Consider the following 12,594-nt stretch of genomic DNA (forward strand, 5'->3'; position numbering starts at 1 on the left):
GCGGCAAGAACAAAGGACTTTATGCCAGTTCAGGGGTTTGAGTGCTGAACCTCAGCTGAAGCTTCCAGTTTAACCATCGCGTTGACTTGAATATCACGTTTGCGAAACCAGCGTTTTAACCCCCAAAAGGTTAAAGCGAAGCCCGCAAAAGACAGCAAAATAATAAAGCCTTCAGTTAAGGTGCCTGTATTCTCAAGTAATACGGCTATTAGAAGCAGCATCAGTATAGGTAAGCCATAAAGTAATAAAGCAAAACGCGTTACAGCGGTATCAGGTACTTCAAGTTGCACAAGTTCGCCAGGACGAAAAGCTTGTTCCGTTACTACCGTGAACTGTGCATTTCTGTCAGCAAAGACCTTGCTCAGAATACCGGCACCACAGTTAGAAACCTGTGCACACCCAGAGCAGGCTGTTTTAAGTTCAGTTGTTACTGTAACCCGGTTGCCTTCAACCGCGGTAACTTCGGCAATCTCTTTCATTATTTAACTTCTGTCGCTATACGTTGAGCCATGGCCAACGGCACCTGCCCCACAACGGTCACAAGAAAATTATTATACCGCTTTGAGAATAAAGTTTGTGAGGAAGATAGCGCAAGATCGGTTTCCATGCCCTCAGTAAGTTCTGCAACATAAACTGAATACTCTGCCAGACCATCTGAAAACAAGTAATGGTCGACTGGCGTTGAATCTAACACCAGGGTATGACTTTGCTGACTTAATAATCTAAAACCTTGTGGTGCCCAGCGGGGGTGCGCATCATACTGTGTTGGCCTTTTAACTCGAAGGTCCTCAAGCATGGGAGGCATTTCAATATTTTTAATTTCGGTCATTATTTCGGGCGCAGTTTCACGAACAGATAAGCTCGTCAGTTGTACCTGCTCTACCACATCGCCTGACTGATTCAACATAATGACCTTGAGCGGCATACCATGCTTACGATCAATCCATAACGAATAGCTGTAACGCTGGCTGTCTCTGCTTAATATGCGAATATGTTGCGCATTGCGCCCCAAAACCCTCGCGCCTCCACCAACTGTTACCTGGTAGCTATGACTTAAGCGTTCAAAAGGTTCAGCAAAGGCCGCTGGAAGAATTGCAGTGATGCTATCAGATTTCAATGCGTAATTACTGGCAGAGGTATTGAAGTGAGCAACCCGATCATCGACTCTTAAAATACGAAAATCAGGGCCGTTCATTTGAATTAAAAGTTCGGCACTTCCTGCGTCAGGATCGTTGCCCTGTAACCATTGGTAGGGCTCGATTTGATCGCCATGCGCGTGAACTAAAGAAGCTTCAAAATTCAGTTCTGTTAAGGCGACCGCCATACGGTTGAACCAGTCAGCACCGTTCTCTGTTTGTTCGCTATTTTGCTGTGCACTGACAACAGAGCTTCCTGCTAATAAAAAAGCCCCGCATAAAATGGACCGGTACAACCGAGATATCATGATTTTAATTACCTTTGTTGAGCTCCTGCTCAGATTGTTTCTCTTCGCTTTCTGCTTTTTGCTGCAACATAAGTTGTTGCTGGTGATCAATCATGTACGACTGAACCTGGCGACGGCGTTGCTGATCGTTAATTTGTGACATTGGTTCAACCCGATTCAGGCTGACAGGCTCACGACCACCTCCAATTGGGCTGGTTAGTAACGCAGGTTCCGCACTCCCCCCTTCAGGCGTTGCCGGCTGCTGGTAAGTTTGTACAGTCATTACCGCAACAACAGCAACACTGGCCGCGACAGCCACTTTAGCGAAAGGCTGGAACCAGCGTGACGCAGCTTTATTTTGGCTCTTAGAGCGACCAAAACCTGGTGTCACAACTTTATTAGATTCCTCATTAACACTAATACGAACCTGTTCACTAATGTCCAAGCTGATATCGGCGTTTAAATCCCCTTTAATGGCTGCACGAATAACACTATAACGATGCCATTCCTGCGTTGCCTGTTCATCATCCAGTAGCGCTTCTATTGCATCAGCATTGATGACCTGGTCATCAAACAGCGCGGATGTTGATTCTGATTCATTCCGAGACATAACTGCCCCTCTTTAGTTTACCGTTCCAGCAACGGTCGGAGTTGATTATCTATTGCTTCCCGAGCGCGAAAGATGCGAGAGCGGACAGTCCCGATAGGGCAATCCATTTCTAGCGCAATTTCCTCGTAACCGAGACCCTCAATTTCCCTTAATGTAATTGCCCGACGTAAATCTTCAGGCAAATCATCAATTGTTTTAAGTACCACATCTCTGATTTCATCAGACAACATTTGTCTTTCCGGAGATGCACTGTCTCTGAGTGCTCCAGCTCCTTCATAGAACTCTGCGTCTTCAGCATCAATATCGGATGCGGGCGGCTTTCTACCTTGCGAAACCAAATGGTTTTTCGCTGTATTCACCGCAATTCGGTACAACCAGGTATAAAAAGCACTGTCACCACGGAAGTTCGGTAGCGCTCGATACGCTTTTATAAACGCTTCCTGTGCAACATCAGCTACATCACCCTGTTGTTTGACATAACGCGATATCAAACTCATGACTTTGTGCTGATACTTCTTTACCAGCAGATCAAAAGCCCGGTTATCACCTTGTTGTACTCTTTCGACCAGCTGTTGGTCACTCACCTGTTCGCTCATCCGAGCCTGTTCTCCCTTAACCCAGGAACTGCTGGAACTGGCGGCCCGTCCTGTATCTTACTGACTGTGACAGGACCGCATGTAAAAAGTTCGCAAAAATATCGCCAAATGCGTAAAATCGTTCAAAATTCACATTGAGTACTTTATGGAACCTGTTGCAAATTATCAATGCGATGTGCTGATTATTGGTTCGGGAGCCGCGGGTTTAACCACCGCTTTACAGTTGGCTGATGATTTAAAAGTCACCGTCCTAAGTAAAGGCCCGCTGACTGAGGGCTCAACGTTTTATGCTCAAGGCGGCATCGCAGCTGTTTTCGATGAAAATGACAGTATCGAAAGCCATATCGAAGATACCTTAATTGCCGGCGCAGGTCTCTGTGACCCCGAAGCGGTTAAGTTTACCACAGAAAATGCCCGCGCAAGTCTGCAATGGCTTATTGATGCAGGAGTGGGCTTCGATCAGGTGCAGTCGAAGGATGACAGCCCTACCTACCATTTAAACCGGGAAGGTGGGCATAGTCACCGCCGAATTCTGCACGCTGCTGACGCCACCGGCAAGGCCGTACAAACCACCTTGCAGAAGAAGGCTTTAGAGCACCCGAATATCACCATTTTAGAACGTTACAATGCCGTTGATTTAATTACCGGTTCACGCATTGGGAAACCTGCCGGCTGTTACGGCGCTTACATCTGGAGTCGCCCTAAAGAACAGGTTGAAACAGTCGCTGCTGGCTGTGTTGTTCTGGCAACAGGCGGAGCCAGTAAAGTGTACCAATATACCAGTAACCCGGATATTGCCAGCGGTGATGGTATAGCCATGGCATGGCGAGCAGGTTGCGCCGTTGCTAATATGGAGTTTAACCAATTCCACCCAACCTGCTTGTTCCACCCCAACGCACAAAGCTTTTTACTCACCGAAGCCTTGCGTGGTGAAGGCGCATTACTTAAGCGTCCGGATAGCAGCCGGTTTATGCCTGATTTTCACGAGTCAGCAGAGTTAGCGCCACGCGACGTCGTTGCCCGGGCTATAGACTACGAAATGAAGCGCCTGGGTGCCGACTGTATGTACCTGGATATTTCTCATAAACCTAAAGAGTTTATCCAGCATCATTTCCCCACTATTATGGAGAAATGCCTGTCGCTTGGGATAGACATCAGTAAAGAACCCATGCCTGTGGTGCCCGCTGCACATTACACTTGTGGTGGTGTAAAGACAGACCTGAATGCTGCCACCGATTTACCGAATCTCTATGCAGTTGGTGAAGTTGCCTGTACTGGCCTGCACGGCGCAAACCGCATGGCCAGTAATTCGTTACTGGAGTGCTTGGTCTTTGCTCGTGCCGCGGCTAAAGATATTTTGTCGAAACAGTCACAGCGACAAGCCTTAACTCACCTGCCAGGCTGGGATGAAAGTCAGGTAGCAGACTCCGACGAGGAAGTTATTATTCAGCATAACTGGCACGAGTTACGACTCTTTATGTGGGATTACGTCGGCATTGTCCGCACTACCAAGCGGCTGGAGCGTGCGTTACATCGCATTGAGTTGTTGCAGCGCGAAATTCACGAATACTATTCTCACTTTAAGGTGAGTAATAACCTGCTTGAATTACGGAATTTGGTTCAGGTATCTGAGTTAATCGTAAGAAGTGCTATGAGTCGCAAAGAAAGCCGAGGCTTGCACTATACACTCGATTATCCTGAAACTTTGCCTGAAACAAAGCCAACCGTACTCTCTCCTAAGTTAATCACCCAGGCTTAGCTCTTGAGTGTTAATAATCAGACAACTGCTGCAGTTGGCGTCGCAATTTAAATTGCTGCGCCTGCGGCAGCTGAAACCACCAAATCCATAGCCAGTGGCGTACTTCTTTATTCGTTTCAGTTCTACGGGTGAGAGGTAAAAGCACCAACAAGCCAGCAATAACCAGCGCTTTACTAAAAAACTGCCAGCGCTGCTGTTGCCACCACCAATAACGGCCACATGAAGAAACAGACAGTGTCCCCATTGGCCGCTGTAAATTAAAGAAATGAGCAGGATTCACACTTTGACGCGTGACAGCATAAACTGAACCATGGCGTCGAGCTCTTCATCTTCACACTTCTGGTGTCCCATAAACCAGGCAAAAAGATCCGGGTCATCGCAGGTAACCAGACGACGAAATACCGCTTTCTGCTCTTCGCTCAATTCGTCATAAGCCTGATCGACAAAAGGTTCAAATAATACATCCAGCTCCAGCATTCCCCGGCGGCAGGCCCAACGTAAACGACGCTTGTCTTTAAGTGCTTCTTCCGATTGTTTTAACGGCAACATAAAATCTCCGCAGCAATTGCCCTTGTAATTCGATAATGTGCCCTAATATTACCACGTAAGCCATTTAATAAGGAGTCATTGTGGTTGAGTTAACACAGCATTTTAGTGACGCAAATCTGGACAGCCTTTCCGTTCAACTGACGGATTATGGTATCCTTTCTGTTTCCGGTGCAGATGCTGACAGTTTTTTACAGGGTCAGCTGACATGTGATTTACGCAAACTCGACCAGAATAATTGGTTATATGGCGCACATTGTGATCAAACCGGAAAAGCCTTTAGCGTTTTTTGGCTTTGTCGTGAAGCCGATGCCGTATTGCTGATTATGCATCGCAGTGCAATTGAAGGCTCTTTGGCACAATTAAAGAAATACGGTGTGTTTAGTAAAATTACAGCTGAAGATGTCAGTGACGACTGGAACATTGCAGGTGTTTTTGGCAATAAAGCAGCCAGCGTTGCATCAGAATTTGATGGCCGGGTAATACAGGTTGGGACAAGTCCCGACCAATATCTGTTACTCAGCCAACAACCAATTTCTACGGATTATTCGCAACCCTACTGGGATGCGTTGGAAATTGAACGGGTTCGCCCACAACTTACGTCTGAAAACAGCCAGGCGTTTGTCCCGCAAATGATGAATTTGCAGGCGTGGGATGGAATCAGTTTTGACAAAGGATGTTATATCGGCCAGGAGACTATTGCCCGAATGAAGTATTTGGGCAAACAGAAACGGGCACTCTTTCGCTTATCCGGTAAAGTAACGGCTCAAGTTACACCGGGTGTGCAATTAGAGAAAGCCATTGGCGATAACTGGCGTCGTGCAGGTACGGTCATTATGGCAGTGAACCGCACCGACACCCACGTGGACTTACTAGCTGTTTTACCCAGCGATATAGACGCTGACACAGCTATTCGGGTTCGGGATGACGACGCAAGTCTTCTGGAAATACACTCACTGCCTTATCAATTAGGTTAAACTTATGAGCGAAACCATTGCACCAAACAAAGTCGTGGCTATTAACTATGCCGTTAAAACGGAAGATGGCCAGACACTGGACCAGTCTAAAGATGGCAGCCCACTGAACTTCATCCACGGTCGTGGCATGCTGATTCCTGGTCTGGAAAATGCACTGGAAGGCAAAACTGTTGGCGATAGCTTCACCGCAGAAGTTAAGCCAGAAGAAGCTTATGGCGAACGTCATGACGGCTTAATCCAGACTGTACCGCGCAACCTGTTCGGCGACAACGAAGTTCAGCCTGGCATGCAGTTCCGCGCCAGCACGGATCAAGGCGAGCAGTCTGTCGTTATCGTTGAAGTAAAAGACGACGAAGTGACTGTTGACGGTAACCACCCATTAGCAGGTGTTAACCTGAACTTTGACGTAGAAGTGCTTGAAGTTCGTGATGCGACTGAGCAAGAACTTGAGCACGGTCACGTGCATACTGAAGGCGAAGATCACTAAGCACAGCTTTTTGATTTCGATAAAAGAAACCCGGCTAATTAGCCGGGTTTTTTTATGCGCATTAGATTCACTTTTCAGCCGGTTAAATTAGTCGGCTTTTGGGCGCATGTGCGGGAATAAAAGTACGTCACGAATAGAGGCTGAATCAGTTAACAACATCACCAGACGGTCAATACCAATACCCTCGCCCGCTGTTGGGGGCATGCCGTGCTCAAGAGCCGTAACATAGTCTTCATCGTAGAACATCGCTTCGTCATCGCCCGCTTCTTTCTGTTCAACCTGTTCACGGAAGCGCTCAGCCTGGTCTTCTGCGTCATTCAACTCAGAGAAACCATTCGCTAGTTCACGTCCACCGGCAAAAAACTCAAAGCGGTCCGTGACAAATGGATTGTCATCGTTACGACGAGCAAGCGGTGATACTTCTGCCGGGTATGCGGTAATAAAGGTCGGCTGAATTAAGCGGTGTTCTGCAACCGTCTCAAATATCTCAATTTGAATTTTACCCAGGCCCCAGGAAGGCTTAACGTTAACACCTACCTGCTCAGCAATTTCTGTCGCGCTGTTCAGATCGTTCAGCTGCTCGACCTTCACTTCCGGCATATATTTGAGAATAGCTTCCAGTACCGTCATACGCTCAAATGGCTTACCGAAGTCGTAATCAACACCCTGGCTGGTAAACTGAGCGGAACCCAGCACGGCTTCCGCCGCTCCGCGTAACATTTGCTCGGTTAAGTCCATCAGGTCGTGATAATCGGCATAGCCCCAGTAGAACTCCAACATTGTGAACTCTGGGTTATGACGCGTCGATAAACCTTCGTTTCGGAAGTTGCGGTTAATTTCAAAAACTTTTTCAAAACCACCCACCACCAGACGCTTCAAGTAAAGTTCCGGCGCAATACGTAAAAACAGTTCCATATCCAGCGCATTGTGATGCGTACTGAATGGACGCGCTGCCGCACCGCCAGGAATTGCCTGCATCATAGGCGTTTCCACTTCCAGAAACTGACGTTCACTTAAAAAGCGACGAATGTAATCAATAACTTTAGAACGAACCACGAAAGTGCTGCGTGACTCGTCATTAGTAATAAGGTCTAAGTAACGTTGGCGGTAACGTGTTTCCTGATCGGCTAAGCCATGAAACTTGTCTGGCAATGGGCGTAATGCCTTAGTCAGCAAGCGTATGTCGTCTACCTGAACACTCAGCTCTCCGGTACCGGTAATGAACAACGTACCTGACGCGCCAATAATGTCGCCTAAGTCCCACTTTTTAAATTCAGTGTTGTAGTAACCTTCAGGCAGATTGTCGCGGGCAACATAAAGCTGAATTTTCCCGCTCATATCCTGAATGGTGGCAAAGCTCGCTTTACCCATAATACGGCGGGTCATCATACGCCCGGCAACTTTGACTCGAATGCCCTTTTCAGCCAGCTCTTCTTTGCTCACTTCATCGTATTCTGCATGTAAGTCGGCCGCTAACGAGTCCCGACGGAAATCGTTCGGGAATGCGATACCCTTATCGCGAAGCGCCGACAGTTTCGCCTTTCGTTGCGCGATCTGTTCGTTTACGTCTACTTCGGGTGCTTGCGATTTATCAGTCATTATCGATTTTCCTCTGTCGGGATACTTAAATTAAACTTACAGCCCGCTTTTTAAGCTGGCTTCAATAAATGGGTCTAAAGCGCCGTCTAGCACGGCTTGCGTATTGCGGTTTTCAACGCCGGTACGTAAGTCTTTTATACGTGCATCATCTAAAACATATGAACGAATTTGACTGCCCCAGCCAATGTCTGCTTTCGAGTCTTCCAATGCCTGCTTCTCTTCGTTCTGCTTCTGTAACTCAAACTCATACAATTTTGCCTTTAGCTGCTTCATTGCTGAGTCACGGTTCTTATGCTGCGAACGGTCACTTTGGCATTGTACAACAATGCCTGTCGGTTCGTGTGTTAAGCGAACGGCGGAATCAGTCCGGTTAACGTGCTGACCACCTGCGCCAGAAGCACGATAGGTATCAACTCGTAAATCTGACGGATCAATTTCAATGTCTATATCGTCGTCAACTTCCGGGTAAACGAATACCGATGCAAAAGATGTATGCCGACGATTACCTGAGTCAAAAGGTGACTTACGAACCAGGCGATGAACACCAGTTTCGGTTCTTAGCCAGCCATAAGCGTACTCTCCGGCTACACGCACCGTAGCCGATTTTAGTCCGGCAACATCCCCTTCTGACAGCTCAGTAATTTCCGCTTTAAAGTCATGCGCTTCAGCCCAACGCAAATACATGCGCAGTAACATATTGGCCCAATCCTGAGCCTCGGTTCCGCCAGAGCCTGACTGAATATCCAGATAACAGTCGGCAGAGTCATTGTCTTTTGAGAACATCCGGCGAAACTCTAAGTTTTCAAGCTGTTTTTCTAAGCCTGATAATTCTTCCTGAGCTTCGTTAAAGGTATCTTCATCATCAGCCTCTACAGCTAAATCGACGAGGCCTTCTACATCATCCAGACCTTGCTGAAGTTTATCCAGAGTTTCTACTACTTGCTCTAATGCGGCACGTTCTTTACCTAACGCCTGCGCTTTTGGTGGATCATCCCAGACATCGGGCTGTTCCATTTCACGGGTAACTTCTTCCAGACGCTCTAACTTAGCATCGTAGTCAAAGATACCCCCTAAGCGCATTGCTACGCTCACGCATATCTTTAATGTTATTGTAGGTTGCGTTGGTCTCAAACATGCGACTACCTAATTCTGTTTATTTTAAAGGGGCGTAGTTTAACGTATTGCGCGGATTTGCTCCACCAACAACTGGACGTTTGTGCGTCCGCGGAAGTGATTAAGTTGCGGCTTGTATAAAAGTTCAACAACCGTAGCCTGCCGCGCTGGCCATTGTTGTGTATCAACGTTAAAAGCGATGCCGTCTAACAACTCCCCCTGAGGATGACGCACCACCAATTTTAGATGGCGTTCGCCAACAATGCGTTGATCAACCAGCTCGAACTGCCCGTCAAACATGGGCTCAGGAAACTGCTGCCCCCATGGACCTGCATTTTGCAGAGTATTCACACTGTCGAGTGACAACTGCGGTACAGTCAACTCACCATCTGACCAGAATACCCGCTGCTTTTGTTCTTCCGATAACCATTCGGATGCGACTTGTTCAGCCAGTTCGGAAAACCGCGTTAGGTTCACTTTTTTTAGCGTTAACCCCGCTGCCATAGCGTGTCCGCCAAAACGTTCCATAATGCCAGGCTCCAGACTATGAATACGCTCCAATAAGTCACGCATATGCAAGCCACTGACCGAACGCGCCGAGCCTTTTAGTAAGTTGTCATCGTCATTCGCCAATGCAATAACCGGACGGTTCACCTGTTCTTTTACCCGGCCCGCAACAATACCAATAACACCAGCATGCCAGTCTGGCTGATAAAGGGTAACTAAATCCGGTACCTGCCCCTGGTCAAAACGTAATTTCGCGACTGCACTTTCGGCATGCTCACGCATTTCCGTTTCAATAGACTTACGCTGTTGGTTTAAATCGTTAAGTTGCTGCGCTAACTGCTTTGCCCGGGACTCACCCGCTAATAAACATTCGATTCCGAGCCCAATGTCGTCTAACCGGCCTGCAGCGTTAATACGCGGACCCAGGGCGAACCCCAAATCACTGGCTGCCAACTGACTCGCGTCACGGTTGGCAACTTCCAGCAATGCTTTAATTCCGGGGCGGCTCATACCTTTACGAATACGGGCTATACCCTGTTGCACTAATACGCGATTGTTATAATCCAGCGGTACGACATCGGCGACAGTGCCTAAAGCCACAAGATCAAGCCAGTCTGCCAGATTCGGTAAAGGTTCTATGCCTTCTTCTCTTAACGCTGCGCGCAACGCCAGCAACACGTAAAATGCAACACCAACCCCGGCTAAATTCTTACTTGGGAACTCGCAGCCCTGCTGGTTTGGGTTAACAATGGCGTCAGCAAGAGGAAGCTCCGCCGGAGGTAAATGATGATCGGTTACCAAAACTTGTATGCCGTTATCCCGCGCAAGAGAGATGGCGTCGTGTGCCGCAATGCCGTTATCAACAGTAATAATAAGATCGACGTTGTCTGCGGTCAGTTGTTTTACCATAGCAACAGAAAGCCCATAGCCGTCTGTCATTCGGTTCGGAACACGGTAACCAACCTTTTCTAAGCCAAAAGCCTGCAAAGCGGAAACCATCAGCGCCGAGCTGGTCGCTCCATCAGCGTCAAAGTCACCACAGATGCATACGCGTCGCTGCTTTTTTAATGCAGTTCGAAGCAGTTCAACAGCTTTAGCAATATCTTTCAGCGAAGAGAAATGAAGAAGCCCTGAAGCTTTAAGAGACAATTCGTCCGCACTGCGAACTCCGCGCCGTGCATAAATTTGCCGCAACAAAGGAGGCATTTGCTGCGGCAGAAAACCATCGTCAACAACCTGATAACGACGTATTTCATAGTCACTCATGAATTACTGCGACTCACCTTTTTTGATTTCAGCCACTAATCTTGAGGCCGGTAATGCGCCAGGCACCATACGTCCGTCCGGCAGGATAATAGCTGGTGTACCGGTTACGCCAAAGGATTTACCCAGTTGATAATGCTCAGCAACCGGATTTGAACAGTTAGAGCTGCCGCTAAAACTTTCTTCATCTTTAAAGGCGGCAATGGCTGCTTTTTTATCATCAGCACACCAGACGGTCTGCAACTGACGCGCACCTTTGCTACTCATACCACCACGAGGGAAGGCTAAGTATTTAATGGTAATTCCTTCAGCATGATAACTGCTCATGTTTTGATGCAAACGCTGACAATAGCCACAGGTTGTATCGGTGAAAATGGTAACTTCATATTTTTCGTTCTCTGCCGGATAAACAATCATGTCATCAGTGAAACCTTCCAGCATTTTTAAGCGCACATTGGCCATTGCGGCTTCGCTTAAATTAACAGGCTCCTTACCGGTAATATCGAAAACATTTCCACTGATTAAGCGCGTACCATCGTCAGAAACATAAAACATGCCCTGATTAGTAACAGCACGGACATAACCGTCTATTTCACCCGGCGCGGTCGACAACACCTCAATACCAATTTTATTCAAATGGCGGGCATCAACTTCATTTTGTACAGCACCAACAGCGCTGGTACTAAAGCCGACACTTGCCAGCCCCGCAAACCCTAATACAAACATCAAATTGCGCATAATAACCTCGTAAATTAACTGTCCGAACCCTACCCTTTTAACGGCTAAAATGCAATTAACCGCGTGGGTGATGCTGAGCATGCAAGGCCTGCAGACGCTCGCGTGCAACCTGGGTGTAAATTTGAGTGGTCGACAAGTCGCTATGCCCCAAAAGCAGCTGTAATACGCGCAAATCGGCGCCATGGTTCAACAAATGCGTGGCAAACGCATGCCGTAACGTATGGGGCGACAAATGAGCATAAATTCCGGCTTCCTCTGCGTAATGCCGCAAACGGTACCAAAATGCCTGACGCGTTAGTAACGAACCTCTTTGTGTCACGAATATCCAGGGACTGCTTTTATCCGTTATCGCCGGACGGCCATGTTTTAAGTATGTATCCAGCCATTCCAATGCTTCTTCCCCCAAAGGCACCAAACGCTCTTTGTTTCCCTTCCCAACAACCCTTACCAAGCCTTGCTGGCGGCTCAGTTGGTCATACTGCAGACGAATAAGCTCCGTTACCCTTAACCCCGTAGCGTAAAGCACTTCCAGCATGGTTCTGTCACGCAGGCCAATGGGAGTTTCTGTATCAGGCTGCTGCAATAACGACTCAACGTCAGCTTCGCTTAATGAGTGAGGAATGCTCTGTGGCAATTTAGGACGCTTCAGGCGCGCAGTTGGATCAACCGCTACCCATTGCTGTTTTACCGCAAATTGGAAAAACTTTTTTGCCGAACTTAAAAATCTCGATGTGCTTCTTGGCGAGAGCCCTTGAGTTCTGCGCCAAAGCAAGTAGTCCTGAAGTACTAATTCATCGGTGTCCATCAGCGATTTTTTCGAGGGTATAAGGTACTCACAAAAACGTCGTAAGTCGCTACGGTAAGCCGCCTGAGTGTTTTCGCTGGAACCATGATGCAGCCACAAATGCTCAGTAAAGGCGTCAATACGATCTTCGTCCTCTGGGCGCAGTTGCTTCATGTTTTATCGAATTTGCGA

At 47.7% G+C, this 12,594-nt stretch carries 14 protein-coding genes; 3 read left to right on the forward strand and 11 right to left on the reverse strand.

Annotated elements, in window-relative coordinates; all coding sequences use genetic code 11:
- Positions 1–29 precede the first annotated feature (29 nt).
- From K5X84_RS07235 to rpoE, 4 genes are read right to left on the reverse strand one after another with little or no spacing between them, the layout of a single operon-like run.
- A complete protein-coding gene (locus K5X84_RS07235; RefSeq protein ID WP_054488117.1) occupies positions 30–479 on the reverse strand; it encodes a SoxR reducing system RseC family protein in 450 nt (149 codons plus the stop codon).
- Complete coding sequence (locus K5X84_RS07240) at positions 479–1,444, reverse strand: MucB/RseB C-terminal domain-containing protein (RefSeq protein WP_054488118.1); 966 nt, start codon at positions 1,442–1,444, stop codon at positions 479–481. The genes K5X84_RS07235 and K5X84_RS07240 overlap by 1 nt, the downstream gene beginning before the upstream one ends.
- 4 nt (positions 1,445–1,448) lie before the next feature.
- Positions 1,449–2,033, reverse strand: coding sequence for a sigma-E factor negative regulatory protein (locus K5X84_RS07245; protein ID WP_199494194.1), 585 nt, complete (start codon positions 2,031–2,033; stop codon positions 1,449–1,451).
- A gap of 17 nt (positions 2,034–2,050) precedes the next feature.
- Entirely contained in the window at positions 2,051–2,629 is a 579-nt protein-coding gene (rpoE, locus tag K5X84_RS07250) for an RNA polymerase sigma factor RpoE (RefSeq protein WP_054488120.1), read from the reverse strand.
- Between the two features lie 145 nt (positions 2,630–2,774).
- On the opposite strand from rpoE, the gene nadB reads away from it, so the two are divergent.
- Positions 2,775–4,388: an L-aspartate oxidase gene (gene nadB / locus K5X84_RS07255; protein WP_222235450.1), complete on the forward strand. Its 1,614-nt coding sequence runs from the start codon at positions 2,775–2,777 to the stop codon at positions 4,386–4,388.
- Positions 4,389–4,398: 10 nt separating this feature from the next.
- Here the strand turns inward: nadB and K5X84_RS07260 are convergent, their stop codons facing one another.
- Together K5X84_RS07260 and K5X84_RS07265 are read right to left on the reverse strand one after the other, a co-directional pair.
- Positions 4,399–4,668: a hypothetical protein gene (locus K5X84_RS07260; protein ID WP_054488122.1), complete on the reverse strand. Its 270-nt coding sequence runs from the start codon at positions 4,666–4,668 to the stop codon at positions 4,399–4,401.
- Positions 4,665–4,937, reverse strand: coding sequence for an FAD assembly factor SdhE (locus K5X84_RS07265; protein ID WP_054488124.1), 273 nt, complete (start codon positions 4,935–4,937; stop codon positions 4,665–4,667). The genes K5X84_RS07260 and K5X84_RS07265 overlap by 4 nt, the downstream gene beginning before the upstream one ends.
- 80 nt (positions 4,938–5,017) lie before the next feature.
- On the opposite strand from K5X84_RS07265, the gene ygfZ reads away from it, so the two are divergent.
- Positions 5,018–5,911 (forward strand): CAF17-like 4Fe-4S cluster assembly/insertion protein YgfZ, encoded by an 894-nt coding sequence (gene ygfZ / locus K5X84_RS07270; protein WP_222235451.1) that lies wholly within the window; start codon positions 5,018–5,020, stop codon positions 5,909–5,911.
- A 4-nt stretch (positions 5,912–5,915) separates the two neighbouring features.
- Positions 5,916–6,398: an FKBP-type peptidyl-prolyl cis-trans isomerase gene (locus K5X84_RS07275; RefSeq protein WP_199494195.1), complete on the forward strand. Its 483-nt coding sequence runs from the start codon at positions 5,916–5,918 to the stop codon at positions 6,396–6,398.
- An 87-nt stretch (positions 6,399–6,485) separates the two neighbouring features.
- Here the strand turns inward: K5X84_RS07275 and lysS are convergent, their stop codons facing one another.
- From lysS to xerD, 5 genes are all read right to left on the reverse strand, one after another.
- Positions 6,486–7,997 carry a lysine--tRNA ligase gene (lysS, locus tag K5X84_RS07280; RefSeq protein WP_054488136.1) on the reverse strand — a complete coding sequence of 504 codons (1,512 nt, stop codon included), beginning with the start codon at positions 7,995–7,997 and terminating at the stop codon, positions 6,486–6,488.
- Between the two features lie 36 nt (positions 7,998–8,033).
- Positions 8,034–9,132 (reverse strand): peptide chain release factor 2 gene (prfB, locus tag K5X84_RS07285; protein WP_143441131.1). Its coding sequence is split into 2 segments (ribosomal slippage): positions 8,034–9,056 and positions 9,058–9,132, totalling 1,098 coding nucleotides; the frame shifts between segments, so codons are not numbered across the junction.
- Positions 9,133–9,170: 38 nt separating this feature from the next.
- Positions 9,171–10,883 (reverse strand): single-stranded-DNA-specific exonuclease RecJ, encoded by a 1,713-nt coding sequence (gene recJ / locus K5X84_RS07290; protein ID WP_222235452.1) that lies wholly within the window; start codon positions 10,881–10,883, stop codon positions 9,171–9,173.
- Positions 10,884–10,886: 3 nt separating this feature from the next.
- Positions 10,887–11,618: a bifunctional protein-disulfide isomerase/oxidoreductase DsbC gene (dsbC, locus tag K5X84_RS07295; protein ID WP_054488542.1), complete on the reverse strand. Its 732-nt coding sequence runs from the start codon at positions 11,616–11,618 to the stop codon at positions 10,887–10,889.
- 55 nt (positions 11,619–11,673) lie between these two features.
- Entirely contained in the window at positions 11,674–12,576 is a 903-nt protein-coding gene (xerD, locus tag K5X84_RS07300) for a site-specific tyrosine recombinase XerD (protein WP_054488138.1), read from the reverse strand.
- Positions 12,577–12,594: the final 18 nt, after the last annotated feature.

The sequence above is a fragment of the Idiomarina abyssalis genome, from assembly GCF_019797805.1.
GTDB classification, from domain to species: domain Bacteria; phylum Pseudomonadota; class Gammaproteobacteria; order Enterobacterales; family Alteromonadaceae; genus Idiomarina; species Idiomarina abyssalis.